The following is a 25,653-nucleotide window of genomic DNA, read 5'->3' as shown; positions in this document are numbered from 1 at the left end:
CCTAACTCGTCCGCTCGCCGACCCCGGAGGTCCTGCCGTGCCCCTCACCCGCCGCTCCCTGCTCGGCTCGCTCGCCGTCCTCGGCGTCGCCGTCCCCGGCCTGACCGCGTGCGGGGCGACCGGCAAGGCCGCGGCCGGGGCCGACGACGCCGTCACCGGGACGTCCGACGGGCCGGAGGACGGCGCGTTCCCGGTGACCATCGCCCACAAGTTCGGCGAGACGACGCTGACCGAGCAGCCGACCCGGATCGTCTGCGTCGGGCTCAAGGACCAGGACGACCTGCTGGCCCTCGGGATCGTGCCGGTGGGCGCCTCGACGTGGCTCGAGCTCGGCCAGGGCGGCGTCATCGGCCCGTGGGCGGAGGCGGCGCTCGACGGGCGCCCCGCCCCGCAGGCGCTCGAGACCGCCGACGGCATCGCCTTCGAGGCCGTCGCGGGCCTGGCGCCCGACCTCGTGCTGGCGCTCTACGCGGGGCTCACCGCGGAGGACTACGAGAAGCTCAGCGCGATCGCCCCGGTCGTCGCCGCGCCGGAGGGGTTCGTGGACTACGGCATCCCCTGGGACGTCGAGGCCGAGGTCGTCGGCCGGGCGGTCGGGCGGCCGGCGCGGATGGCCGAGCTGGTCGCGGCCTCGAAGCAGGCCGTCGCCGACGCCGCGGCGGCCCACCCGGCCTTCGCCGGTCGGACCGCGCTGGTGGCCACGCCGTACGAGGGGATCTACGTCTACGGCGAGCAGGACCCGCGGACGCGGCTGCTGACCAGTCTCGGCTTCGTGCTGCCCGACGGGTTCGCCGAGGCGCTGGGGGACACCGGCAACACCTTCGGCGGCACCATCAGCGACGAGCGCGCCGACCTGCTCGACGTCGACGCCCTCGTCTGCTTCGCCGACGCCGGCGACCAGCAGCAGCAGATCGAGACCGCGGTCTTCCGCCGGTTCGCCGTGGCGCGGGAGGAGCGCGTGGTCTGGCTGCGCAGCGCCGACGCCGCCACCGACCCGTTCTCGTTCCTCACCGTGCTCTCCCTGCCCTACCTGCTGGAGAACTTCGTGGACCGGGTGGCGGCGGCGGTGGACGGCGACCCGGCCACGAGCAGCGAGCAGGAGGGCTGAGGCCTAGACTCGACAGGCCATGCCAGAGCCGCAGTCACACGCCCAGATCGTCGCCGCCCTCACCCGCCGCTGGCCCGAGCACCGGGTCGCGCCCAGCCTCGCCCGGGTGCAGGCGCTCACCGGGCTGCTCGGGGACCCCCAGCACGCCTTCCGGGTCATCCACGTCACCGGCACCAACGGCAAGGGCAGCACCTCGGCGATGATCGAGTCGCTGCTGCGCGCCACCGGTCTGCGGACCGGCCGGTTCACCAGCCCGCACGTCACCGCGGTCAACGAGCGGATCACCATCGACGGCGAGCCCATCTCCGACGAGCGCTTCGACGAGGTGTGGCGCGAGGTCGAGCCCCTCGTCGCTCTGGTGGACGAGCAGCAGCTCGACGGGGTCTCGATGACCTTCTTCGAGATCATCACCTGCATGGCCTTCGCGGCCTTCGCCGACGCCCCCGTCGACGTCGCCGTCCTCGAGGTGGGCCTGGGTGGCACCTGGGACGCGACGAACGTGGCCGACGGCGACGTCGCGGTCGTCACCCCGATCGACCTGGACCACACCCACCTGCTGGGCGGCACCGTCGCCGAGATCGCGGCCGAGAAGGCCGGCATCATCAAGCCCGGCGCGCAGGCGATCCTCGCCGGCCAGCCGGTCGAGGCGGCCGCCGTGCTGCTCGCCCGCTGCGCCGAGGTCGGCGCCATCGCCCAGCGCGAGGGGCTCGACTTCGGCGTGCTCGGTCGCCAGCTCGCCGTCGGCGGCCAGATGGTGCGGCTGAACGGTGCCGAGGGCCCGGTCGACGACGTCTTCCTGCCGCTCTACGGCGCGCACCAGGCCAACAACGCCGCGCAGGCGCTCGCCGCCGTCGAGGCGTTCCTGGGCCTCAAGGCCGTCAACCCCGACGTCGTCCGCGAGGGCTTCGCCCAGGTCATCTTCCCCGGCCGCCTCGAGGTGGTCCGGCGCGGGCCCGCCGTCGTCCTGGACGCCGCGCACAACCCGCACGGAGCCCGGGCCACCGCCGCCGCGCTGACCGAGGCCTTCGCCTTCAACCCGCTGGTCGGCGTCGTCGCCGTGATGGCCGACAAGGACGCACGTGGCCTGCTCGAGGTGTTCGAGGAGGTCATGAACGAGGTCGTGGTCACCCAGGTGTCCTCGACCAGCCGTGGGATGCCCGCCGACGAGCTGGGCGAGCTGGCCGCCGAGGTCTTCGGCCCCGAGCGCGTCACCGTCGCCCCCCGCCTCGACGACGCCCTGGAGGTGGCCGTCGGCCGCGCCGAGGCCGAGGGCGCCGGCACCCCCGGCGTCGTCGTCACCGGCTCGGTGGTGCTGGTCGGCGAGGCCCGCGCGCTGCTGGTCACCGACACCCCCGAGCCCGCCCCGACCCCGACCGACGACCTCGACGACGACTGGGCCGACGACGAGGAGGACCCCGACGGCGACGAGGGCGTCGACCCCTACGACGGCTTCCTGCCCGGGGCGGGGTCCCGGTGAACCTCAGCGCGAAGAACCCCATGCGGGTCGTGCTGCTGGCGATCCTCGCCTTCGAGGTGATCCTGTTCGGCCTGGCGATCCCGGTGATGATCCTCATCTCCGACGTCGACCCGCTCACCGCCGGCCTGTGCGCCGGGGGAGCGGCCCTGCTGGCGCTGGTCGCCGCCGCGATGATGCGCCGGCCCGCCGGCTACCCGCTGGGCTGGCTCACCCAGCTCGTCGGTCTCGCGCTGGGGCTGCTCACGACGGCGATGTACGTCGTCGGCGGGCTGTTCCTGGCCCTGTGGCTGATCACCTTCATCCTGGGCCGGCGGCTCGACGAGCAGGGTCGCACCCGACCCGCCTGAGCCGGCGCCGCCCGCAGCGCGGGCCGGTCGTCACCGCCTCCCGCTAGGGTGCAGCCCATGACTGCCGCCGCCGAGGTGCCCACCCAGCGCTCCTTCGTCCTGATCAAGCCCGACGCCGTGCGTCGCGGGCTGGTCGGGGCCGTCCTCAGCCGCTTCGAGAGCAAGGGGCTGACCGTCGTCGCCCTGCAGCTCCGCCAGGTCAGCGAGGAGCTGGCCGACGCGCACTACGCCGAGCACCTGGACCGCCCGTTCTACCCGCCGCTGCGCCGCTTCATCACCTCCGGCCCCTCGGTCGCCCTGGTGCTGGAGGGCGACGAGGCCATCGAGGTCGTGCGGAGCCTCAACGGCGCGACCGACGGCCGCAAGGCCGCCCCCGGCACCATCCGCGGCGACCTCTCCCTCTCCAACCGCGAGAACCTCGTGCACGGCTCGGACTCCCCGGAGTCGGCCGCCCGCGAGATCGCGCTCTGGTTCCCCGAGATCGGCTGAGGCCCGGGTGCCGGTGAGCGGGTGGTGAGCGGGTCCGAGCCGGTCGTCGTCGTCGGGGCCGGCCTGGCCGGGCTGGCCTGCGCGCAGCGGCTGGTCGCCGCCGGGGTGGACGTCGTCGTCCTGGAGGCCTCCGACGGCGTCGGCGGCCGGGTCCGCACCGACGTCGTCGACGGCTACCGCTGCGACCGCGGTTTCCAGCTGCTCAACCCCGCCTACCCGGCGCTGCGCCGGGTCGTCGACCTCGACGCCCTCGACCTGCGGCCCTTCCGCGCCGGCGTCGTCGCGGCCACCGGGGACCGCCAGGCGGTCCTCGCCGACCCCCGGCGCGAGCCCGGCCTGCTGGGCCGCACGCTCACCGCGCCGCTGGGCTCCCTGCTCGACAAGGTGCTCTTCGCCCGCTGGGCCGCCACCGCGCTGCTGCCGGTGGGCCGGACCACCGGCCGGCCGGACCGGACGCTCAGCGAGGCGCTGGACCGCGCCCGCGTCACCGGCCCGCTCCGGAGCGGCGTCGTCGAGCCGTTCCTCGCGGGCGTGCTGGCCGAGCGCGACGGCTCCACCTCCGCCGCCTTCGTGGGCCTGCTGCTGCGCTCGTTCATCCTGGGCTCGCCCGCCGTCCCCGCGCTCGGGGTCGGCCGGCTGCCCGAGACGATGGCGGCCGGGCTGCCGGCCGGCACGGTCCGGCTGGGCACGACCGTGCACCGCGTCGACGCCCACGCCGTCGAGACCGACGGCGGCACCGTGGGCGCCCGCGCCGTCGTGGTGGCCACCGACCCGCCGACGGCGGAGCGGCTGACCGGGGTGCCCGCCCCGGCCATGAAGGCCCTCACCACCTTCTGGCACAGCGCCCCGGAGCCGCCCGGAAGAGAGCGCCGGCTGCTGCACCTGGACGCCGACCGGCGCGGTCCGCTGCTCAACTCCGCGGTGATGACCGACGTGGCGCCGGAGTACGCGCCGCCCGGACGGGCGCTGGTGGCCAGCACGGTGCTGGGCGCCGACGGCACCGCCGAGGCCGAGCGCGCCGCCCGCCGGCACGCCGGAGTCGTCTACGGCGCCGACCCCACCGGCTGGGAGCTGGTGACCACCTCGGTGGTCCCCGGGGCGCTGCCCGAGCAGCGCCCGCCGCTCGACCTCCGCCGCCCCGTCACGGCGCCGTCGGGGGTCCACGTGGCCGGCGACCACCGCGACACCGCGTCGATCCAGGGAGCGCTCGTCTCGGGCCGACGGGCCGCCGCGGCGGTGCTCGGCGAGGTCCGCCCGGCCTGAGGAGCGAGGGGGGTGCTCGTGCGGACCCGATAGGATTCCAGACCTGCCCCGCCCGCCCCCGACGACGGAAGGCCCTCCGTGACCCTCCTCATCGCCGTGCACTTCGGCGTGGGCCTGCTCGCCCCGATGCTCCTGCGCCGGCTGCGCTGCCGGGCCTTCTTCGTGCTGGCCCTCGCGCCGCTCGCCGCCTTCGTGTGGACCGTCCTGCAGGGCCCCGCGGTCCTCGGCGGCGCCGTGCTGACCGACGGCTTCCGCTGGATCCCGGCGCTCGGCATCGACGTCTCGTTCCGCCTGGGCCTGCTGCAGTGGGTGCTGATGCTGGTCGTCAGCGGGATCGGCGCGCTGGTGCTGTTCTACTGCCGCTGGTACTTCGGCGACGAGGCGCCGCCCACCCGCACCGGGGCCGTGCTGGTCGCCTTCGCCGGCGCCATGATGGGGCTGGTCACCTCCGACGACCTCATCGCGCTCTACGTCTTCTGGGAGCTGACGACGGTCTTCTCCTACCTGCTGGTGGGCCACAACCCGGCCTTCGCGGCCAACCGGCGGGCCGCGCTGACGGCGCTGATCGTGACGACGTTCGGCGGGCTGGCGATGCTCGTCGGGATCGTCCTGCTGGCCGTGCGCTACGACAGCTACAGCCTGTCCCGGGTGCTCGAGGGCGCCGCCGCGTCGGGCGTGGACTCCCCGCTGGTCGTGACCGCGGTGCTCCTGCTGCTCGTCGGCGCGCTCTCGAAGTCGGCGCTGGTGCCGTTCCACTTCTGGCTGCCGGGGGCGATGGCCGCGCCCACCCCCGTCAGCGCCTACCTGCACGCCGCCGCCATGGTGAAGGCCGGCATCTACCTCGTCGCCGTGCTGGCGCCGGTGTTCGCGGGCACCCCGGCCTGGCGGCCCGTCCTGCTCAGCCTCGGCGCCGCGACCATGCTGCTCGGCGGCTGGCGGGCGCTGCGGCAGTACGACATCAAGGTGCTGCTGGCCTACGGCACCGTCAGCCAGCTGGGCTTCCTCGTCGTGCTGATGGGCATCGGCACCCGGGCCGCCGCCCTGGGCGGGCTGGCCCTGCTCGTCTCGCACGCCCTGTTCAAGGCGACGCTGTTCCTCGTCGTCGGCATCGTCGACCACAGCGCCGGCACCCGCGACCTGCGCAAGCTGGCCGGCGTCGGCAAGGCCATGCCCGTCGTCGCCGCGGCCGCCGCCGTCGCCGGGGCCTCGATGGCCGCCGTCCCGCCCACCCTGGGCTTCGTGGCCAAGGAGGCGGGCTTCGAGTCGCTCACCTATCTCGTCGCGGACGGCGACGGCACCGGCTGGCCCGTGCTGCCCGCGGTGCTGCTCACCGCCGCCCTGGTGGTGGGCTCGGCCCTGACCACGGCCTACACGCTGCGCTTCTGGTGGGGCGCCTTCGCCACCTCGGCCAAGTGGGTCTACGTCGACCCCGAGGGCGCCGACGAGGACGTCCGGCCGCACCACCGGGTGCCGTGGGGCTTCGCCGCGGCGCCGGTGCTGCTGGCCGCGCTCAGCCTGGCCGGCGGCTTCACCGGCCACCAGCTGACGGAGGCCTTCGGCGGCTACGTCGAGCAGTTCTCGGTGGGGGAGGAGAGCCACGGCATCGCGCTGTGGCACGGCCTCAGCGTCCCGCTGCTGCTCTCGGCGCTGGCCCTGGCGGGCGGCGTGCTGCTGTTCTGGCAGCGGCACCTCATCGCCCGCGCGCAGTCGACGTTCCCGGCCGTGCTGGAGGCCGAGGAGGCCTACCAGAAGACGATGCGCGGCGTGGACCGGCTGGCCGTCGAGGTCACCGCCGTCACCCAGCGGGGCTCGCTGCCGCTCTACCTGGGCGCGATCCTGCTCGTGGTCATCGCGCTGCCCGGCGGTGCGCTGCTGGTGCTGCGCGACTGGCCGGACGGCGTCCGCGCCTTCGACACCCCGGCCCAGCTGCTCGTCGGCGCGATCATGGTCGTCGCGGCCTTCCTGGCCGCCACCTCCCGCGGCCGGCTGCGCGCGGTGATGCTGGCCAGCGTCACCGGCTACGGCGTCGCGGTGCTGTTCCTGCTCCATGGCGCCCCCGACCTCGCGCTCACCCAGACCCTCGTCGAGACGGTGACCCTGGTCGTCTTCGCGCTGGTGCTGCGCAAGCTGCCCAAGTACTTCACCACCCGGCCGCTGCAGGCCAGCCGCTGGTGGCGCCTCGTCGTCGCCGTGACCGCGGGCGCCGTCGTCTCGCTGGTCGGCCTGGTGGCCGTCGGCGCCCGGACCGCCGTCCCGGTCTCGGCGGCCTTCCCCGACGCGGCGTACACGTTCGGCTACGGCTACAACATCGTCAACATCACCCTCGTCGACATCCGCGCCTGGGACACCCTGGGCGAGATCTCGGTGCTGGTGGTGGCCGCGACGGGCGTGGCCAGCCTGATCTTCCTGCGCAGCCGCTACTCCGTGCTGCCCACCCGGCCCGCCGTCACCAGCGACACCGGCACCGCGGGCCGCACCACCTGGCTGCGCGGCGGGGAGACCCTGTCGCCGCTGCGCCGCTCGATCGTCTTCGAGGTCGTCACCCGGGTGCTGTTCCCGGTGATGATCGTGGTCTCGGTGTACCTGCTGATCGCCGGCCACAACGCCCCCGGCGGCGGCTTCGCCGGCGGCCTGGTGGCCGGGATGGCGCTGGTCATCCGCTACCTCGCGGCCGGCAGCCGCGAGCTGGACGAGGCCGCCCCCGTCGACGCCGGCCGGGTGCTCGGCGCCGGGCTGGTGCTCGCCGGGCTCAGCGCCCTGGCGCCGCTGCCGTTCGGCGGCCGGATCCTGCAGAGCTACGACATCAGCGTCGACTTCGGCCGGCTCGCCGAGGTGGTCACCCCGCTGGGCCCGCTCCAGCTGCTCGGCTCGCCCCACCTGGTCACCTCGGTGTTCTTCGACGTCGGGGTCTACCTCGTGGTGATCGGCGTCATGCTCGACCTGGCGCGCAGCCTCGGCTCGGGCATCGACCAGCACGAGGCCGAGGACCGCGCGCCGGCCCCGCAACCGGGCACGGGCACCCGCGCCACCGCGACGACGGCGCACCCCGCGGCCGTCGGCGCCGGACGGGAGGCCGGCCGGTGAGCCCCAACCTGACCCTCGTGCTGATCTCCGGCGTCCTCGTGGCCGCCGGGGTCTACCTGCTGCTCGAGCGCTCCCTCACCCGCATCCTCATCGGGGTGCTGCTGGCCTCCAACGGCGTCAACGTCATGTTCCTGGTGGCCAGCGGCGCGGCGGGCGGGGCGCCGATCATCGGCGTCACCGAGCCGCAGGACATGAGCGACCCGCTGCCGCAGGCCATGGTGCTGACGGCCATCGTCATCACCCTCGGCGTCACCGCCTACCTGCTGGCGCTGGCCTACCGCAGCTTCCAGATCAACGGCCACGACGAGGTCGCCGACGACGTCGAGGACGCCGCGATCCGCCGGCTGGCCGACGCCGACCTGGCCTCGGACTCCTACGACGAGGACGTCGAGGGCCACCCCGACGAGGTGGGCCAGGGCACCGCGGACGAGGAGGGCGAGCGCGTGCCCGCGCCCGACCCGGAGGCCGAGGACGCCCCGGAGGTGGAGCGTGGCGACGACGCCGAGCCGGCCCCGCCCGGGGAGCCGGACGCCTCCGCCGACCTCGCCGACGACGCCTCCGGGCCGTCCGACCCGCACCCGTCCGAGCCGCACCAGCCCGCAGGGGAGACCCGATGAACAACCTGGTGCCCCTGCCGGTCCTGCTGCCGATCCTCGGCGCCGGCCTCGCGCTGGCCCTCAACCGGCGGCCGCGCGCCCAGCGCGCGGTTTCCACCGTCGTCATGGTCGCGGTCGTCGCGGTCTCCGGCGCGCTGATGTACCTGACCGACCGCGTCGGTCCGATCGTGCTCTGGGTGGGCGACTGGCCGCAGCCGCTGGGGATCGCCCTGGTCGCCGACCGGCTGTCCGCGCTGATGCTGGTCGTCAGCTCGGTCGTGACGCTCATGGTCCTGCTGTTCTCGATGGGCGCCGACGAGGAGGAGCGCAAGCGCGAGACCCCCGTCTCGATCTTCCACCCGACGCTGCTGGTGCTCTCGGCCGGCGTCTCCAACGCCTTCCTGGCCGGCGACCTGTTCAACCTGTTCGTCGGCTTCGAGATGCTGCTGTTCGCCTCCTACGTGCTGCTGACGCTCGGCGGCACCGGGGAGCGGGTGCGCGCCGGCAGCACCTACGTCGTCGTCAGCCTGCTGTCCTCGACGCTGTTCCTCGTCGCCATCGCCGCCGTCTACGCGGCCACCGGCACCGTGAACATCGCCCAGCTGGCGCTCCGGCTGCCCGAGCTGCCCGACGGCATCCAGCTGGTCCTGCAGCTGATGCTGCTCACCGTCTTCTGCATCAAGGCCGCCGTCTTCCCCATGTCCGCGTGGCTGCCGGACTCCTACCCGACGGCGCCGGCCCCGGTGACCGCGGTGTTCGCCGGCCTGCTCACCAAGGTGGGCGTCTACGCGGTGATCCGCACCCAGACCGTGCTGTTCCCCGACAGCCACCTCACCGGCCTGCTGCTGTGGGCCGCGCTGGCCACGATGGTGGTGGGCATCCTGGGGGCCATCGCGCAGTCGGAGATCAAGCGGATGCTGTCCTTCACCCTGGTGAGCCACATCGGCTACATGATCTTCGGGATCGGCCTGGCCAGCGTCTCCGGCTACGCCGGCGCCATCTTCTACACCGCGCACCACATCACCATCCAGACGACGCTGTTCCTGGTCACCGGCCTGATCGAGACGCGGGGCGGCAGCACGTCGCTGAACCGGCTCGGCGGGCTGGCCGCGGCCTCGCCCGTGCTCGGCATCCTCTTCTTCGTGCCGGCCATGAACCTGGCCGGCATCCCGCCGCTGTCGGGCTTCGTCGGGAAGGTGGGGCTGCTGGAGGCCGGGGCCCAGCAGGGCGGCTTCCTGGCCTACCTGCTCGTCGGCGGCTCGGTGGTCACCAGCCTGCTCACCCTCTACGCCATGGCGAAGGTCTGGAACCGCGCCTTCTGGCGGCCCCGCACCGCCGAGCCCGACGCGCTCGAGCTGGTGGCGGGGGAGGAGGACAGCGGCGCCGCCGTCGCCCCCGGCACCACCAAGCAGGCGGCGGCCGCCCAGGAGCGCGCGCAGCGCACCCGGCTGCCGCGGCCGATGGTCGCCACCGCGACGGTCCTCGTGCTGCTCGGCGTCGGGATCACCGTCGTCGCCGGCCCGCTGTACGGCTACGCCGAGCGCTCGGCGGCCGACATCGTCGAGGGCGTCGCCTACGTCCGCGCCGTCCTGCCCGAGGGGGTCCGGTGAGCACCGGGCCCGACGTCGCCGCCCGTCCGCTGGGGCCGGGCCGGCCGCGCCGCCGGGTGAACCCGCCGGCCGTCGTCGTGCTGACGCTGGTCTGGGTGCTGCTGTGGGACGAGGTCTCGCTGTTCATCGTCCTCACCGGCGCGCTGCTCGCGGTGGGTGTGGGACTGGTCTTCCCGCTGCCGCCGATCGACCTGCACGGTCGGTTCCGCCCGGTGCAGGGCGCGCGGCTGCTGGTCCGGCTGCTGGTCGACGCCTTCCGGGCGAGCGTCGACGTCGTCGCCCTGGCGTTCCGGTTCGGCACCACCCCGCGCAGCTCGATCGTCCGCGTCCAGCTGCGCAGCCGGTCCGACCTCTACCTGACCCAGACCGCCGAGCTGGTCTCGCTGGTCCCGGGCACGATCGTGCTGGAGGTCCACCGGGCCACCAGCACCCTGTACCTGCACGTCCTCGGGGCCACCGACGACGAGGCCATCGAGACCGCCGTCGCGGCGGTGCTCGCGGCCGAGGCCCGGGTGCTGCGGACGTTCGGGTCGGCGGCCGAGGTGGCCGCGCTGGACGCGGGCCGGCCGCAGCCCGACCCCCACGTCGACGGAGAGGCGGCCTGATGGTCGACATGGTCGTGATGGTGATGGTGTCCGCCGGGGCGCTGATGCTGGCGGTCGCCGCCGTGCTGACGGTGGCCCGGATGTCGCGCGGGCCGAGCAGCCTGGACCGGGTGGTGGCCGCCGACGTGCTCATCGCCGTGGTCATCGCCGCGCTGGCGCTGGAGGCGATCGTCAACGACCACAGCACCACGCTGCCGGTCATGCTCGTGCTCTCCCTGCTGGGGTTCGCCGGCTCGGTGAGCATCGCCCGCTTCGTCGCCGACCGGGACAAGGCGACCCGCTGGGACGTCGAGAGCCAGCAGACCCCGACGGGCTCCGGCCCGGGGACCGGTCCGGGGGAGCGCGGATGAGCGCCGTCCTCGACCTCGTCGGCGCCACCTGCGTGCTGCTCGGCGCCTTCCTCTGCCTGGCCGCGGCGGTGGGCCTGGCCCGCTTCCCCGACGTCCTCAGCCGGATGCACGCGGCCACCAAGCCGCAGACGCTCGGGCTCATCCTCGTCGCCACCGGTGTCGAGCTGTCGCTGCGCAGCTGGGCGGCGTTCGGCACCGTGGTGCTCATCGCGGCCCTCCAGCTGACCACCGCCCCGGTCGCCGCGCACCTGGTCAGCCGGACCGTCTACCGCAGCAACCAGGTCCGCCGCGACCTGCTGGACCGCGACGACCTGGCCGAGGACCTCGCCGAGGCCGGCTTCACCCTGGGCCCCGTGCCCGAGGAGGGACGCGACGGCTCGGCCGACGGCCGTTAGCCTGGGACCCACCATGACTGCTCCCGCACCGGTCCAGACCGCCCCGGCCACCAGCGCCCCGGAGTCGTTGTTCCCGCGGCTGGAGCCGTTGCTGGCCCGGGTCAGCAAGCCCATCCAGTACGTCGGCGGGGAGCTGAACAGCGTCAGCAAGGACTGGGACGCCACCGAGGTGCGCTGGTGCCTCAGCTACCCCGACGCCTACGAGGTGGGGCTGCCGAACCAGGGCGTCGCGATCCTCTACGAGGTGCTCAACGAGCGCGACTGGATCCTCGCCGAGCGCACCTACGCGGTGTGGGCGGACATGGAGGCGCTGATGCGCGAGCACCAGGTGCCCCAGTTCACCCTGGACGCGCACCGCCCCGTCGGGGCCTTCGACATCTTCGGCCTGAGCTTCGCCACCGAGCTCGGCTACACCAACATGCTGACGGCGCTGGACCTCGCCGGCATCCCGCTGCACGCCGCCGACCGGCGCGAGCACGACCCGGTCGTCCTCGCCGGCGGGCACGCCGCCTTCAACCCCGAGCCCGTCGCGGACTTCATCGACGCCGCCGTCCTCGGCGACGGCGAGGAGATCGCGCTCAAGATCTCGGAGGTGGTGCGGGAGTGGAAGGCCGAGGGCCGGCCCGAGGGCCGCGACGGCCTGCTGATGCGGCTCGCGGCCGGCGGCGCCGTCTACGTGCCCAAGTTCTACGACGTCGACTACCTGCCCGACGGCCGGATCCAGCGCGTCGCCCCCAACCGTCCGGGCGTCCCGTTCCGGGTCACCAAGCACACCCTGATGGACCTCGACGCCTGGCCGTACCCGAAGAAGCCGCTGGTGCCGCTGGCCGAGACGGTGCACGAGCGCTACTCGGTCGAGATCTTCCGGGGCTGCACCCGCGGCTGCCGCTTCTGCCAGGCCGGGATGATCACCCGGCCCGTCCGCGAGCGGAGCATCGAGACGATCGGCGCCATGGTGCAGGCCGGCATCGAGGCGACGGGGCTGGAGGAGGTCGGGCTGCTCAGCCTCTCCAGCGCCGACCACTCCGAGATCGGCGAGGTGACCAAGCAGCTGGCCGACCGCTACGACGGCACCAACGTCTCGCTGTCGCTGCCCAGCACCCGCGTCGACGCCTTCAACATCGACCTGGCCAACGAGCTCTCCCGCAACGGCCGGCGCTCGGGCCTGACCTTCGCGCCCGAGGGCGGCTCGCAGCGGCTGCGCCAGGTGATCAACAAGATGGTCACCGACGAGGACCTCATCCGCACCGTCGCCGCCGCCTACGCCAACGGCTGGCGGCAGGTGAAGCTCTACTTCATGTGCGGCCTGCCGACCGAGACCGACGAGGACGTGATGGCCATCGCCGACCTCACCAAGCGGGTCATCGACACCGGCCGCGAGGTGAGCGGCCGCCGCGACATCCGCTGCACCGTCTCCATCGGCGGGTTCGTGCCCAAGCCGCACACCCCGTTCCAGTGGGCGGCGCAGTGCGACGCCGACGTCGTCGACGCCCGGCTGGCCAAGCTCCGCGGGGCCGTCCAGCACGACAAGCGGTACGCCAAGGCGATCGGCTTCCGCTACCACGACGGCAAGCCCGGCATCGTCGAGGGCCTGCTCAGCCGCGGCGACCGCCGCGTCGGCCGGGTCATCGAGGCCGTCTGGCGCGACGGTGGCCGCTTCGACGGCTGGAGCGAGCACTTCTCCTACGAGCGCTGGATGCGCTGCGCCGCCGAGGCGCTGGAGCCCACCGGTGTCGACGTGCCCTGGTACACCGTCCGCGAGCGCGAGTACGCCGAGGTGCTGCCCTGGGACCACCTCGACTCCGGCCTGGACAAGGACTGGCTCTGGGAGGACTGGCAGGACGCCCTCGACGAGGTCGAGGTCGAGGACTGCCGCTGGACCCCCTGCTTCGACTGCGGCGTCTGCCCGCAGATGGACACCAGCATCCAGATCGGCCCGACGGGCAAGACCCTGCTCCCCATCGCCCAGGTGACCTCCGGCCTGTCCTGAGCAACTGCGGGGAGACGGCACGGTCTGGCTCGAGCGGGCTGTCGTCCTCCCGCCGTTCCCGTCGTCCCCAGGTGGGAGCAGCGGCCCGGCCGCGTCCACAGGGGCGTCGCGGACCGGCCGACCTCGTCAGCGGTCCCGAGGATCTGGGCGTGGAGGTGGTCCTGGGGCAGCCGCGGCGGGCCGGCTACGAACGCGTGGCCCAGGGCGTGCACGTCCGGACGGCACGGCCCCTCACGCTGGTGGAGCGGCTCAGGGCGCTCGCCGTCGTGCTGCCGCCGACCGCGGTCTTCACCCACCTGACGGCGGCTGCCGTCCGGGGCTGGTGGTTGCCTCCGGTCGTCGACCCTCCCGTCTTCGTGGCCGTGACCGCGGGTGAGCGGTACCCCGAGCGCGCCGGGCTCCGGGTGGCCCGGCTGACCAGGGCTCCCGAGGTCGAGGTGGTGGCCGGCCTGCCCCTGGCCGCGGCGCCTGAGACCCTGCTGGCGCTGGCGCGGGACCTCGCACCCCTCGACCTCGTCCCGCTGGCCGACGCGGCGCTGCGGATCGGGGACTGCACGACCGCGGCCCTGGCCGCGGTGGCGGCCGGTCGACGACGAGGAGCTCCGGCCCTGCGCGCGGTGCTGCCGATCCTCGACGCGCGGTCGGAGTCGGCCTGGGAGTCGGTCCTGCGCCTGCTGCACCAAGCCGCGGAGGTCGACGTCGTCCCTCAGCACACGGTGCGCGACGACCGCGGCGGCTTCGTCGCCCGCGCCGACCTGTGGCTGAGGGGCACCCGACGCCTCCACGAGTACGACGGCGGGGTGCACCGCGAGGCCGCCCAGCACCGGCGCGACCTGGACCGCGACCGGCGCCTCGTGGAGGCCGGTTGGCAGCGCTGCGGCTACACCGCCCCCGAGGTGCTGTTCGGCGGGGCCCGGATCATCGCCTCGGCCGACGCCGTCCTGGGCCGGACCTGGGACCCGCACCGGCTCCGCGCCTGGCAGCAGCTGGTCTCCACCTCCCTGCACACCCAGGCCGGCAGAGCTCGGGTCGCTGCTCGCTGGCAACTGCGGCGAGACGACGGGCCGGCCAGGCCGTGAGGCCGTCGTCTGCCCGCAGTTGCGGAGAATGTCCGGGCAGAGGCGGGCCGGAGTGCCTAGGGTCGGGGCATGACCTGGGCCGAGATCACCACCGTCGACGAGCTGGAGCAGCTGGTGGGCACGCCCAGCGCGGCGGCGGTCGCCAAGCAGCGCGACACGCTGCACGCGCTGGACCGCGACTGGCTGGCGGCCAGCCCGTTCTGCCTGCTGGCGACGTCGGACGCGGAGGGCCGCTGCGACGTCTCGCCCAAGGGCGACCCGCCCGGGGAGCTCGCGCACGTCCTCGACGACAGGACGCTGGCCATCGCCGAGCGGCCGGGGAACCGTCGGGTCGACGGCTTCCGCAACGTCCTGGCCAACCCGCACGTCGGGCTCGTCTTCTTCCTGCCCGGCCGCGGGGACACCCTGCGGGTCAACGGCCGGGCCCGGCTGGTCCGGGACGCCCCCTTCTTCGACGACCTCGTGGTCAAGGGGCACCGGCCGCTGCTGGCCCTCGTCGTCGAGGTCGAGGAGGTGTTCTCGCACTGCTCGAAGGCGTTCCTGCGCTCGCAGCTGTGGGACCCGAGCACCTGGCACCCGGACGCGGTCGCCCGTCGGCCCGTCATCGCGCGGACCCTCGAGCGGCCGGACGCGTCGCTGGAGGAGCTGGAGGCCTACTACGGGCCGTCCTACGCCGCGAAGCTCTACGGCTGAGCCCCGCCCGCCCCGGGCGCCGGACCCCGTGCGGGGTCCGGAGCCCGGGACGCGCGGCTGCGCGGGACCGGGTCAGGCGCGGCCGGTGACGCCGATGTAGGTCGTCAGCCGGCTCGCCGGGTTCAGCAGGACCGCCGGCGCCAGGCAGCGGTCGGGGACGTCGAAGCGGCCCCTGACCCGGGCGTCGCCGTCGGCGTCGTAGGCGACCGGGCCGACGGTGTCGACCACGACGCCGCCGCAGACCAGGCTGGCCGACGCCGTCGTCACCGGGTTCGCCCCCGTGCTGGTGAGCACCAGGTCGCGGACCTTCACGTCGACCCGGCCGTCGGCCCAGACCTTCACGGTGCTGCGGCTGACGGTCCAGTCCGCGCCGCCCGGGCTGACCCCGGCCAGCACCGGGTCGGTGGTCAGGCTGCCGACCAGCGGCGCCGAGAGAAGGGGGCCGGCGGGCCGGCCCCGGTCGTGGTGGCGTCCGTCGTCGGCGACGGCCGGGGCGGCCGCGGAGGCGAGGAGCAGGGCGGTGGCGGCGCCGAGGGCGAGACGGCGGTGGGTGGTGGGCATGACGACCTCCTGGTCGACCGGTCACCGCGTCGGCGCCGGTCCTCGTGGGTGGGCGGGGCCCGTGCGCCCCGACCGCCCCGGGACCGGGTGCGGGCCGACGACGCCGTGGCTCCACCTCCCGAGACGAGACAGCCCGTGCGATGGTTCGCCGTCCCGGCCGCCGGATCGGCCGACGACCGGGACAGCGACGTCTCAGAGCGCCCGGACCGCCCGCACCGACGGTGCGAAGAAGTACTCCCCGCCCTCCATGGTCACGAAGTGCGAGACGGCCAGCTCGGGCCGGTCGCCCGGGTCGAGGGTGACCGGCGCGGCCCCGCGGAAAGGCGTCGTCGGGTCCGCCGACTGGCCGATCACCGGGTCGACCCCGCTGCCCGGGTGGGCGAAGGAGGGGTTGTCGGCCCAGCTCTGCTGGACGAACTCGAACTGGTCGGCGATCGAGGTGACGTAGCAGGCGAAGAGCAGCCCCCGCGCCTGCGCCGGGTCGCTGGTCCCGCTCAGCGCCTCGGCGTGGGTGAGCTCGGGCCCGAAGGAGATGCCGCGCCGCATCATCCGGTGGCTCTGGGTCCGCGCCTCGGCCAGCTCGACGGTCTCCGCCGTCGGCTCCGGGTCCTCGTCGAAAGGCGTGTCGTCGCGGGGGTACGTCTTGCGGACGTGGGCGGCGTAGGGGCAGAGGGTGCCGTCGCGGTCCTTGGCGAAGGTGAAGGCGTTCTCCTGCCCGGAGCCCTCGGCGAGGGTGGGGTTGTCGGCCGTCGGGCTCATCACCAGCGGCGCCCCGCTCTTCCAGCGGCCGACCAGTTGCGCGCCCATCAGCGTGGCCGAGACCGGGTTGTCCGCCGTCGAGGCGGTGACGGCGAGGGCCTTCACCGCCAGGTCGAACTCGGGCACCCGCTGGCTGAGCCGGCGGAAGACGAGGAAGGCGCCGTTGCGCATCATCGGCACCGGCGGCCGGGACACCGGCCCCCGCGTCGACACCTTCGGCCCGGCCGGGTTCTGGCCGGGGTAGCCGAAGACGAACTCGCCCGGCCACAGCAGCCGCTGGCCGGGGCCGCCGTGGTCGGGGTCGTTGACCGGGTCGGCGCTGGCGGTCAGCGGGTCGCCGCCCGGGGTCCGGCCGCGGACGCCCGGCTGGGAGACGCCGTCGGCGTAGCCGAAGTGCTCGTGGCCGTGCACGGGCTCGGGCCGGACGCTGCCGGCCTCCTCGTGCACCAAGCTCCAGCCTCCGGAGCCGACGGGCGCGAGGTGGAGGGCGACGGTGTCGTCGATCTCGGCGCGGGTGGCGCCGGTCAGCACGAAGACGCCGTCGACGGGCGCGGTCGGGCCCAGCACCGGCCAGTCGGCGGCCGGCGGGTCGGACAGCACGTCGGTGCGGCCGGCCATCCCGGCCCGGAACTCGGCCAGCTCGGGGGCGTCGTCGAGCCCGTCGACGCCCAGGGCGGTGAGCCCGGCGTAGGTGAAGGCGACGTTGAGGCCCGGCGTGGGCAGCAGGTCCTCGATGCCCGCCGCCCGGCGGCGGGCGATCTCGGCGCGCTGCTCCAGGACCTCCGCCGCCGTGGTGAGGGGCAGCCCCTGGACGAAGGGCACGAACAGGGTCGGGTCCTCGATGCGGAAGAAGAGCAGCAGCTCCTCGCGCTTGACCAGCCCGGGCAGGATGTCGCCCTGGATGACGCGGGTGTCCAGCGTCGGCTCGGCGTGCAGGTCACGGCTCATCGCCGCCTCCTCGGTGGGTTCGGGTCGGCGGCCCGGAGTCCGGACCGCCCTGTGCACCCAGGAGGTCCGGCGGGGGAGCGGTGATACCGCGGCGGCCGCCGCCGGGCCCAGTAGGGTGCTGGGCCATGGCCACTCGGACCCAGCCGGAGCAGCAGGCCCCGCCGGTGCAGAAGCTGCGGGTCCGCTACGCCAAGCGCGGCCGGGCGCGCTTCACCAGCCACCGCGACTTCGGCCGGGCCTTCGAGCGCGCCCTGCGCCGCGCCGGCGTCCCGATGGCCTACTCCTCGGGCTTCTCGCCCCACCCGCGGATCGCCTACGCCAACGCCTCGCCGACCGGCGCCGCCAGCGAGGCGGAGTACCTCGAGATCGGCCTCTCGGCCACCTGCGACCCCGCCCGGGTCCGGGACGCGCTCGACGCCGCCCTGCCGCCCGGTCTCGACGTGGTCGAGGTGGTCCCCTCGACGCCGGGGGCCCTCGCGGACCTGCTGACGGGCTCGGTCTGGGCCCTCGACCTGGCCGGGGTTCCCGACGCGGTGCTCGACGGCGCGGTGGCGCTGTTCCTCGAGCAGCAGGAGGTCCGGGTCGAGCGGATGACCAAGAACGGGATGCGGCAGTTCGACGCCCGGGTGGCCGTCGTCGCCCTCGTCCCGGCGACCGGGGAGGAGCCCGTCGGTCCGCCGCCGCCGGGCAGCCGACGGCTGCTCGTCACCCTCGAGCACACCACCCCCGCCGTCCGGCCCGACGACGTGCTGGCCGCCCTCGTCGCCCTGGCGCCGGAGGCCGCGCCGGCCGACCCGCCCGTCCTCACTCGCCTCACCCAGGGCGTCCTGGACCGCGGCACGGGCGCCGTCGTCGAGCCCTGAGGGGCGCACCGGCGGTCTCGCCTCGCGGGTCCGTGCGGAGGAGTGTGGGATACTCGGTCTCGACCGGGTGCTCCGAGCCGTCCCAGGCGAGGGTCCCGGCCTCGACGCGTCCGTGGTGGGGTGACAGCCCGCCACGCTGGTGAGGAACTCAGGTCTCCACCGCGACAAGCCGGTCCGAGCGTGTGACGACGGCCGTGCCTGACCGCGGGAGTCCCGGCTCACCACGTCGGTCCCCGTCAGCTTCCGCCGCCCGGCCCCAGGGCCGGAGCGGCGAACGAGAACTGCGCGTCCCCCGCGCACCAGAGGAGTCCGAGTGCTCGACCACGAGCCCGACACGAACCAGCCCGCCGAGGGCACCAGCACCACCGACCAGCCCGCCGCCGCGGCCCCCCGCCGCCGGCGACGTGCCGCGAGCCGTCCCGCCGGTCCGCCGGCCGGCGACCCCGCCGCCCCGCCCGTCGTGACCGAGGAGGTCGCCGCGCCGGCCGAGGTCGCCGCGCCGGCCGAGGTCGCCGCGCCGGCCGAGGTCGCGGCGACGACGCCGGACCCGGCCCCCGCCGTCGAGGCCGCGCCCGCCGCCGAGCCGCTCGGCGGCACGCCCCCCGACGACGCGCCGCTGCCGGCCAAGAAGACCGCGCGCAAGGCCGCCGCCAAGCGGCCGGCCAAGAAGGCCGCCGCCCCCGCCGTCGAGGAGCCCGCCGCTGCGGCGCCGGCCGACGGCACCCCCGAGTCCACGCCCGAGGCGCCGGTCGCCCCGGCCAAGCGCGCGCCCCGCAAGCGCGCGGCCAAGAAGGTCGCCGCCCCGGCCGCCGAGGCGTCCGCGGACGACCTGCTGGCCGAGGCCAGCGTCGTCCCCGAGGTGAGCGTCGCCGCCGAGGTGCCGGCCGCCGAGGTGCCCGCCGTCGACGAGCCGGCCGCGCCGGTCGCGGAGAGCCCCGCCGACGAGCCGAGCGTCGCGTCGCTGCTGCCCGAGCCCGCCGCGGAGCCCCGCACGGGCGCCTGGGCCGGCGAGGAGGCCGCGGCCGAGGTGCCCGCGGCCCTTCAGCAGCTGGCCGACGCCATCGCCCGCGACGGCCAGCCGGCCGACGAGCTGGAGGAGGCGCTGGAGGAGACCCCGGTCCCCGACCTCGCCCCCCTGGACGAGTCCCCGCTCGACGTGTTCGAGGACACCGCCGCCGGCACCCAGGTGCAGGCCGACGAGACGGCCCCGGCCGACCCGGACCAGCAGGTCCAGCCCGCCGACGCCGAGCCGGTGGACGGCACCGAGGGCGAGCCCGACGCCGACGACGAGGACGACGACGAGAACGAGAGCCGGGACGGGGACGGCTCCCGCCGCCGCCGCCGTCGCCGCGGTGGCCGCCGCCGTCGCCGCACCGGTGGTGACGACGACAGCGCCGACAGCACCGACGCCGAGGGCGAGGACGAGGCCGAGGCGTCGACCCCTGCTCCCGCCGCGCCCGCCGACGCCGGTGAGGACAGCACCCCGGCCGCCGAGGGCGAGCCCGAGGGCTCGGCCGACGCCGAGGACGAGGACGGCAGCGAGTCCGGCGAGGAGGGTGACGGCTCGCGCCGCCGCCGTCGTCGTCGTCGCCGTCGCGGAGAGGACGCCGGCAGCTCCGCCGACGACCCGGGCGAGGTCGTCGTCCGCGTCCGCGAGCCGCGCAAGAACACCCGCTCGGCCAGCTCCGAGGTCACCGGCATCGAGGGCTCCACCCGGATGGAGGCCAAGCGGCAGCGCCGCCGGGACGGCCGCGAGGCCGGTCGTCGTCGCGCGCCGATCCTCTCCGAGGCCGAGTTCCTGGCCCGCCGGGAGTCGGTCAGCCGCAAGATGATCGTGCGGCAGGCCGAGGACCTCTCCCAGATCGCCGTGATCGAGGACGACATCCTCGTCGAGCACTACGTCGACCGGGACTCCGCGGCGTCGCTGATCGGCAACGTCTACCTCGGCCGCGTGCAGAACGTGCTGCCGTCGATGGAGGCCGCCTTCATCGACATCGGCCGGGGCCGCAACGCCGTGCTCTACGCCGGCGAGGTCGACTGGGACTCCTTCGGTGCCGAGGGCCAGGGCCGCAAGGTCGAGCGCGTGCTCAAGTCCGGCCAGACGATCCTGGTGCAGGTCACCAAGGACCCCGTCGGGGCCAAGGGCGCCCGGCTCACCAACCACGTCTCGATCCCGGGCCGCTACATCGTCTACGCGCCCAGCGGGCACCTCTCGGGCATCTCCCGCAAGCTGCCGGACACCGAGCGCCGCCGGCTCAAGGAGATCCTGGCCGACCTCATCGGCGAGGCCAGCGTCATCGTGCGCACGGCCGCCGAGGGGGCGAGCGAGGAGGAGCTGGTCCGCGACGTCAACCGGCTCAAGGCGCAGTGGGCCGACATCGAGAAGAAGGTCAGCTCGGGCCAGTCCCCGCAGCTGCTCTACGGCGAGCCGGACCTCACCGTCCGGATCGTCCGCGACCTCTTCACCGAGGACTTCTCCGAGCTGATCATCCAGGGCAACGGCGGGCCGAACGACGCCTCCGTGGCCGTCGAGTCCTACGTGACCCACGTGGCCCCGCACCTCGGGGACCGAATCCGCAGCTGGGACCCCGAGACCCAGGGCGACCTGTTCGCGGAGTTCCGGCTGGACGAGCAGATCGCCAAGGGCCTGGAGCGCAAGGTGTTCCTGCCCTCGGGCGGCTCGCTGGTCATCGACCGCACCGAGGCGATGACGGTCATCGACGTCAACACGGGGAAGTTCACCGGCAGCGGCGGCAACCTCGAGGCCACCGTCACCAGCAACAACCTGGAGGCGGCGGAGGAGATCGTCCGCCAGCTCCGGCTGCGCGACATCGGCGGCATCATCGTCATCGACTTCATCGACATGGTGCTGCCCGCCAACCGCGAGCTGCTGCTCCGCCGGCTGGTCGAGTGCCTGGGTCGCGACCGGACCCGGCACCAGGTCGCCGAGGTCACCAGCCTCGGCCTGGTGCAGATGACGCGCAAGAAGATCGGCACCGGCCTCGCCGAGGCCTTCACCACCGAGTGCCCGCACTGCCACGGCCGCGGCGTCGAGATCCACGACCTGCCGGTCGACTCCCAGCGCCAGGCCGACGGCGGCACCCGCGACTCCGGTCGCGGGAGCGGTCGTCGCGGCGGCGGCAACCAGGGCGACAACGGCGGTGGCGGCAACGGCGGTGGCCGGGGCGACAGCGGTGGCAACGGCGGTGGCCGGGGCGACAGCGGCGGCGGTGGCCGGGGTGGTCGCGGTGAGCACGGCGGCCGCGGCGAGAACGGCGGCCGGGACAACGGTGGCCGGGACAGCGGTGGCCGGGGCGACCGGCAGCCGCGGCCCAGCGCGCCGTCGAACCCTGCTCCCGAGCCCGTGGCCGAGCCGGCCGCGGTCGAGGAGCAGCCGGCGCTCGCGGTCGACACCCCGTCGACCGACGTGACGGCTGAGCCCACGACGACGCCGGACCCGACGACTCCTGAGCCCACGACACCCGAGCCGAGCGCGACGGAGCCGACGGCTCCCGAGCCGACGCCCGAGCCCGAGGAGCGCCCGCGGGCCCGTCGCGGGGGCACCCGTCGCCGCGCCGTCCGCGAGCAGGGCGCGCCGAGCACGTCGTCGACCACGGCCCCGGCCGAGCCGACGGCCCCTTCCGAGCAGGCGGCTCCCGCCGAGCAGCCCGCGCCGGCCGAGCACCAGGACGTGCCCACCGTGGCCGACCCGCAGGCGGCCCCGGCCGCCGACCCGCAGGGCGAGCCGGCTCCGTCCAGCTAGCCCGCGGGCTCCGCACGGACGCAGGACGCCGCACCCGGCCGGGTGCGGCGTCCTGCGCGTCCAGGGGCACCGGCCATACTGGCCGCCATGAGCGAGGACGCCCCGGACCCGACCCCGCTCGTCGTCGCCGTGATCGGCGCGGGGCCGTCCGGGATCTACGCCGCGGAGGCGCTCACCGCGCAGTCCGCGGTGCCCGTCGAGGTCGCGGTCATCGACCGGCTGCCCGTCCCGTTCGGCCTGGTCCGTTACGGCGTCGCCCCCGACCACCACAGCATCCGCTCGATCCGGAACACGCTGGAGCGGACGCTCGAGCGGGCCGACGTCGCCTTCTACGGCGACGTCACCATCGGCCGCGACCTCACCGTCGAGGAGCTGCGCGGAGCCGTCGACGTCGTCCTCTACGCCTACGGCGCGGGCTCGGACCGCCGGCTCGGCATCCCCGGGGAGGACCTGCGCGGCAGCCTCGGCGCCCCCGAGTTCGTCAACTGGTACTGCGGGCACCCCGACGTCCACCCCGACGCGCACACCGAGGCCGACCCCCTGGGCGTCCCCGGGGCCGACGCCGGGGCCCAGATCGCCCGGCTGGTGCGCGAGTCGCGGACGGCGGTCGTCGTCGGGGTCGGCAACGTCGCGCTGGACGTGGCCCGCGTGCTGGTCAAGACCTCCGACGAGCTGGCCGACACCGACATGGCCGACGAGGTGCTGGCCTCGCTCGCGGGCAAGCAGGTCGACACCGTCCACGTCCTCGGCCGCCGCGGGCCGGCCTACACCGCGTTCACCACCAAGGAGCTGCGCGAGCTCGGCCAGCTGCCGGACCTCGACCTCGTCGTCAGCGCCGAGGACCTCGAGTTCGACGCCTCGAGCCTGGCCGTCGTCGCCCAGGACAAGGTGGCCGCGCGCAACGTGGCGGTGCTGCGGGAGTGGGCGCAGCGACCGCTCACCGGGGCGTCCCGGCGGATCCACCTGCACTTCTGGACCCGGCCGGTCCGCGTGCTGGGGGAGGACCACGTCACGGGCATCGAGCTGGAGCGCACGGTGATCGGCACCGAGGGCTACGTCGAGGGCACCGGCGAGCTCAGCACCGTCGACGCCGACCTCGTCGTGCGCTCCGTGGGCTACCGGGGCGTCGCGCTGCCGGGGGTGCCCTACGACGCGGGCACGGGCCGCGTCCCGCACGCCGAGGGCCGCGTCATCCGCGACGGCGGGTTCTCCCCGGACGAGTACGTGACGGGCTGGATCAAGCGCGGCCCCACCGGGGTGATCGGCACCAACAAGTCCGACGCCGTCGAGACGGTCGCCTCCCTGCTGGCCGACGTCGACGCGGGCCGGCTGACTCCCCGCGGGCGGTCCGGGGACCTCGACCGGCTGCTGGCCGGCCGCGGCCTGCACGCGCTGGACCTGCCCGCCTGGCACCGGATCGACGCCGCCGAGGTGGCGCTGGGTACCAGCCACGGCCGGCTGCGGACGACGCTGGCCCACCGCGTCGAGCTGCTGGCCGCGGCGCAGGTCCCGGCCGAGGACGGCTGACCGGTCCGCTCAGCCCCGGCGCTGCCGGGCGAGGCGCCGCTGGATGAGGTCGGCCGCGTCGGTGACCGTGGTGTCGGTGCGGCGGCGGAGCGCGCCGCCGGGGGCCGGCAGCGCCCGGCGGCGGCCGTCGGCCAGCTTCAGCGCGAGCCAGCGCGGCGGGGTGGCGGCGTCGACGCGGACGCCGGTGATCTCGGACCAGCCGAACCGGCGGGTGCCGATCTCGCGCAGCTCGACCCCGTCGTCGTCGACGACCACCCGGGTCCGGGCCGTGACCACCACCGCGGCCGCCGCCACGAGCAGCAGCAGGACGAAGCCGGCGGCGAGGGCGAGGTCGGCGCCGCCGCGGGGGCGGGCGGGGTCGAGCAGGTCGCGCAGGCCGCCGCCGACGATCCAGACCAGGGCCACCAGTGGGGCCAGCCGGAGCAGCAGCGGCGGGCCGCCGAGCCGCCAGACGACCGGGCCCACCGGGGTGCCGGTGCTCATGCGGGCGCCGGCGGGGCGACGAGGGTGCCGAGCAGCCGGCCCAGGGTGCCCGCCGGGTCGTCGGTGACCCCGGCGTGGACGGGGGAGGGCTGGACGACGGTGCTCCGCGGCGCCGTCAGCCGGCCGAAGGTGTGCGCGAGCCCCGTGCCCTCCCGCGCGGTGCCCTCCGGGGCCCGGCAGGCGGCGACGACGGCCTCGGCCGAGGTGCGGACGGCGTCCAGGTCGACCTCCTCGGCCAGCGCCCGCAGCCGGACGTCGTCGACGACGACGGCGGCGTGCAGGTAGTCCAGGGCCTGGCAGTAGAGGATGACGCCGACGTTGACGAACTCCCCGCGCTCGATCCGGGGCACGGCGCGCAGCACGGCGTACTGGAACGCGTGCCGGCTCACGGCAGCCACCGCTCGGCCGCGTCCAACCGGGCCAGCAGGTACTCGCGGTAGACCTCGCGGGCGGTCGGGGCGTCGTGGGGGGCCCGCGGGTCCGGCCGGGTCGGGTCGGGCTGCAGCCAGGCGTCGGGCACCAGCGCGAGCACCTCGGCCAGCAGGGCCGCGTCGACCCGGGCCGCCAGCTCGGCGTGCACGGCGCGCGGGTCGCCGACCCCCACCAGCACGTGGTCGGCGTAGTTGTAGGCCGACGCCGCGAAGGCCCCGACGTCGCCCCAGGCGTGGTGGAAGCGCAGGCACGCGCCGTGGTCGATGGCCCACAGCGCCTTGTGCCAGATCAGCAGGTTGGTGTTGCGGCGGCTGCGGTCGACGTTGGCGACGAAGGCGTCGAGCCAGACGATCCGGGCGGCGGTCGTCGCGTCCACGGTGAAGGTCGTGTCGTAGCCGACCGAGCCGGGCAGGTAGTCGACGCCGAGGTTCAGCCCGGCGCTGCGCGTCACCAGCTCCTGGACCTCCTCGTCGGGCTCGCGGCGGCCGATCTCGGGGTCGACGTCGACGAGCGCGAGCTCGGGGACCGGGATGTCGAGGGCGCGGGCGATCTCCCCGACGACGATCTCGGCGACCAGCGCCTTGGGGCCCTGGCCCGCGCCGGTGAACTTGACGACGTAGGTGCCGAGGTCGTCGGCCTCCATCAGCGCCGGCAGCGAGCCGCCCTCCCGCAGCGGGGTCAGGTAGGCCGTGGCGGCGATCCGGGGGAGCACGGGTGCCACAGTAGTGGGGGAGCGCGCTCCGGCGCGGGACGGCTCGTTTGACCCCCGCGGGGCCGCCGCGTAATCTTGACCCTCGGTGTGCGCCGGCTGGATCGCGTGCACGCCGCACCGGTGTGATCGGATCCGGCCCTCGGGGTCGGAGGCGTGGTCACGCCGCCGATAGACTTCCGGAAGACATCGAAGAGAGTAGGTCAGGCGTGTACGCAGTCGTGCGTAGTGGCGGCCGCCAGCACAAGGTCAGCGTGGGCGACGTTCTCGAGATCGACAAGACCGACAGCGCGGTGGGCGAGAGCCTCAACCTGCAGCCGCTGATGGTCGTCGACGGCGAGTCCGTGCTCTCGACGGCCTCGGCCCTGAGCTCGGTCACCGTGACCGCCGAGGTGCTCGGTGCGTCCAAGGGTCCGAAGATCCACATCCTCAAGTACAAGAACAAGACCGGCTACCGCAAGCGCCAGGGACACCGCCAGCACTACGTCCAGGTCCGCGTCACCGGTATCGAGAGCTGAGGCA

The 25,653-nt window shown here is 75.0% G+C and carries 23 protein-coding genes; 18 read left to right on the top strand and 5 right to left on the bottom strand.

Features of this window, described 5'->3' with window-relative positions; all coding sequences use genetic code 11:
- Nucleotides 1-37 precede the first annotated feature (37 nt).
- The 14 genes from JOF54_RS05395 (at nt 38) to JOF54_RS05330 (ending at nt 15,086) form a co-directional block, all read left to right on the top strand.
- A complete protein-coding gene (locus JOF54_RS05395; RefSeq protein WP_210053687.1) occupies nt 38-1,108 on the top strand; it encodes an ABC transporter substrate-binding protein in 1,071 nt (356 codons plus the stop codon).
- Between the two features lie 19 nt (nt 1,109-1,127).
- Nucleotides 1,128-2,585, top strand: a complete 1,458-nt coding sequence (locus JOF54_RS05390) for a bifunctional folylpolyglutamate synthase/dihydrofolate synthase (protein WP_210053685.1) — start codon at nt 1,128-1,130, stop codon at nt 2,583-2,585.
- Nucleotides 2,582-2,932 (top strand): DUF4233 domain-containing protein, encoded by a 351-nt coding sequence (locus JOF54_RS05385; RefSeq protein ID WP_307803857.1) that lies wholly within the window; start codon nt 2,582-2,584, stop codon nt 2,930-2,932. Before JOF54_RS05390 ends, JOF54_RS05385 begins: the two co-directional genes overlap by 4 nt.
- Before the next feature lie 57 nt (nt 2,933-2,989).
- On the top strand, nt 2,990-3,421 hold the full coding sequence (gene ndk, locus JOF54_RS05380; protein WP_210053683.1) for a nucleoside-diphosphate kinase: 432 nt from the start codon (nt 2,990-2,992) through the stop codon (nt 3,419-3,421).
- Between the two features lie 24 nt (nt 3,422-3,445).
- Nucleotides 3,446-4,684 carry an NAD(P)/FAD-dependent oxidoreductase gene (locus tag JOF54_RS05375; protein ID WP_210053682.1) on the top strand — a complete coding sequence of 413 codons (1,239 nt, stop codon included), beginning with the start codon at nt 3,446-3,448 and terminating at the stop codon, nt 4,682-4,684.
- A gap of 78 nt (nt 4,685-4,762) precedes the next feature.
- Nucleotides 4,763-7,768 (top strand): Na+/H+ antiporter subunit A, encoded by a 3,006-nt coding sequence (locus JOF54_RS05370; protein WP_210053680.1) that lies wholly within the window; start codon nt 4,763-4,765, stop codon nt 7,766-7,768.
- Entirely contained in the window at nt 7,765-8,385 is a 621-nt protein-coding gene (locus JOF54_RS05365) for a Na(+)/H(+) antiporter subunit C (protein WP_210053677.1), read from the top strand. Before JOF54_RS05370 ends, JOF54_RS05365 begins: the two co-directional genes overlap by 4 nt.
- Nucleotides 8,382-9,974 (top strand): Na+/H+ antiporter subunit D, encoded by a 1,593-nt coding sequence (locus JOF54_RS05360; RefSeq protein ID WP_210053676.1) that lies wholly within the window; start codon nt 8,382-8,384, stop codon nt 9,972-9,974. The genes JOF54_RS05365 and JOF54_RS05360 overlap by 4 nt, the downstream gene beginning before the upstream one ends.
- On the top strand, nt 9,971-10,579 hold the full coding sequence (locus JOF54_RS05355; RefSeq protein WP_210053673.1) for a Na+/H+ antiporter subunit E: 609 nt from the start codon (nt 9,971-9,973) through the stop codon (nt 10,577-10,579). Before JOF54_RS05360 ends, JOF54_RS05355 begins: the two co-directional genes overlap by 4 nt.
- Nucleotides 10,579-10,929, top strand: coding sequence for an MrpF/PhaF family protein (locus JOF54_RS05350; RefSeq protein ID WP_245357978.1), 351 nt, complete (start codon nt 10,579-10,581; stop codon nt 10,927-10,929). The genes JOF54_RS05355 and JOF54_RS05350 overlap by 1 nt, the downstream gene beginning before the upstream one ends.
- On the top strand, nt 10,926-11,324 hold the full coding sequence (gene mnhG, locus JOF54_RS05345) for a monovalent cation/H(+) antiporter subunit G (protein WP_210059368.1): 399 nt from the start codon (nt 10,926-10,928) through the stop codon (nt 11,322-11,324). The genes JOF54_RS05350 and mnhG overlap by 4 nt, the downstream gene beginning before the upstream one ends.
- A gap of 13 nt (nt 11,325-11,337) precedes the next feature.
- Nucleotides 11,338-13,314, top strand: coding sequence for a TIGR03960 family B12-binding radical SAM protein (locus JOF54_RS05340; RefSeq protein WP_210053671.1), 1,977 nt, complete (start codon nt 11,338-11,340; stop codon nt 13,312-13,314).
- Between the two features lie 149 nt (nt 13,315-13,463).
- A complete protein-coding gene (locus JOF54_RS05335) occupies nt 13,464-14,393 on the top strand; it encodes a hypothetical protein (protein WP_210053669.1) in 930 nt (309 codons plus the stop codon).
- 69 nt (nt 14,394-14,462) lie between these two features.
- Nucleotides 14,463-15,086, top strand: a complete 624-nt coding sequence (locus JOF54_RS05330; protein ID WP_210053667.1) for a pyridoxamine 5'-phosphate oxidase family protein — start codon at nt 14,463-14,465, stop codon at nt 15,084-15,086.
- A gap of 72 nt (nt 15,087-15,158) precedes the next feature.
- Here the strand turns inward: JOF54_RS05330 and JOF54_RS05325 are convergent, their stop codons facing one another.
- Together JOF54_RS05325 and JOF54_RS05320 are read right to left on the bottom strand one after the other, a co-directional pair.
- Entirely contained in the window at nt 15,159-15,647 is a 489-nt protein-coding gene (locus tag JOF54_RS05325) for a hypothetical protein (protein ID WP_210053665.1), read from the bottom strand.
- A 192-nt stretch (nt 15,648-15,839) separates the two neighbouring features.
- Complete coding sequence (locus JOF54_RS05320) at nt 15,840-17,354, bottom strand: Dyp-type peroxidase (RefSeq protein WP_210053662.1); 1,515 nt, start codon at nt 17,352-17,354, stop codon at nt 15,840-15,842.
- 125 nt (nt 17,355-17,479) lie between these two features.
- Here JOF54_RS05320 and JOF54_RS05315 point away from each other — a divergent pair, with 125 nt between their 5' ends.
- From JOF54_RS05315 to JOF54_RS05305, 3 genes are all read left to right on the top strand, one after another.
- Nucleotides 17,480-18,217 (top strand): TIGR03936 family radical SAM-associated protein, encoded by a 738-nt coding sequence (locus JOF54_RS05315; RefSeq protein WP_210053660.1) that lies wholly within the window; start codon nt 17,480-17,482, stop codon nt 18,215-18,217.
- Nucleotides 18,218-18,530: 313 nt separating this feature from the next.
- The gene (locus tag JOF54_RS05310; protein WP_307803856.1) at nt 18,531-21,980 is read left to right on the top strand and encodes an Rne/Rng family ribonuclease; all 3,450 of its coding nucleotides are present in this window, start codon (nt 18,531-18,533) and stop codon (nt 21,978-21,980) included.
- An 87-nt stretch (nt 21,981-22,067) separates the two neighbouring features.
- Nucleotides 22,068-23,507 carry an FAD-dependent oxidoreductase gene (locus JOF54_RS05305; protein ID WP_210053658.1) on the top strand — a complete coding sequence of 480 codons (1,440 nt, stop codon included), beginning with the start codon at nt 22,068-22,070 and terminating at the stop codon, nt 23,505-23,507.
- 9 nt (nt 23,508-23,516) lie between these two features.
- Here the strand turns inward: JOF54_RS05305 and JOF54_RS05300 are convergent, their stop codons facing one another.
- The 3 genes from JOF54_RS05300 to JOF54_RS05290 are packed head-to-tail and all read right to left on the bottom strand — an operon-like array spanning nt 23,517 to nt 25,134.
- Nucleotides 23,517-23,990, bottom strand: coding sequence for a PH domain-containing protein (locus tag JOF54_RS05300; protein WP_210053656.1), 474 nt, complete (start codon nt 23,988-23,990; stop codon nt 23,517-23,519).
- Nucleotides 23,987-24,379 (bottom strand): DUF3037 domain-containing protein, encoded by a 393-nt coding sequence (locus JOF54_RS05295; protein WP_210053654.1) that lies wholly within the window; start codon nt 24,377-24,379, stop codon nt 23,987-23,989. Before JOF54_RS05295 ends, JOF54_RS05300 begins: the two co-directional genes overlap by 4 nt.
- Entirely contained in the window at nt 24,376-25,134 is a 759-nt protein-coding gene (locus tag JOF54_RS05290) for a HipA family kinase (protein ID WP_210053652.1), read from the bottom strand. The genes JOF54_RS05295 and JOF54_RS05290 overlap by 4 nt, the downstream gene beginning before the upstream one ends.
- 206 nt (nt 25,135-25,340) lie before the next feature.
- On the opposite strand from JOF54_RS05290, the gene rplU reads away from it, so the two are divergent.
- Entirely contained in the window at nt 25,341-25,649 is a 309-nt protein-coding gene (gene rplU, locus JOF54_RS05285; protein WP_210053650.1) for a 50S ribosomal protein L21, read from the top strand.
- The last annotated feature ends 4 nt before the right edge of the window (nt 25,650-25,653 follow it).

The organism is Microlunatus capsulatus, from assembly GCF_017876495.1.
Lineage (GTDB): Bacteria > Actinomycetota > Actinomycetes > Propionibacteriales > Propionibacteriaceae > Microlunatus > Microlunatus capsulatus.
Note: the sequence above shows the minus strand (reverse complement) of the source record. Positions and strands in the feature narration are given on the sequence as shown.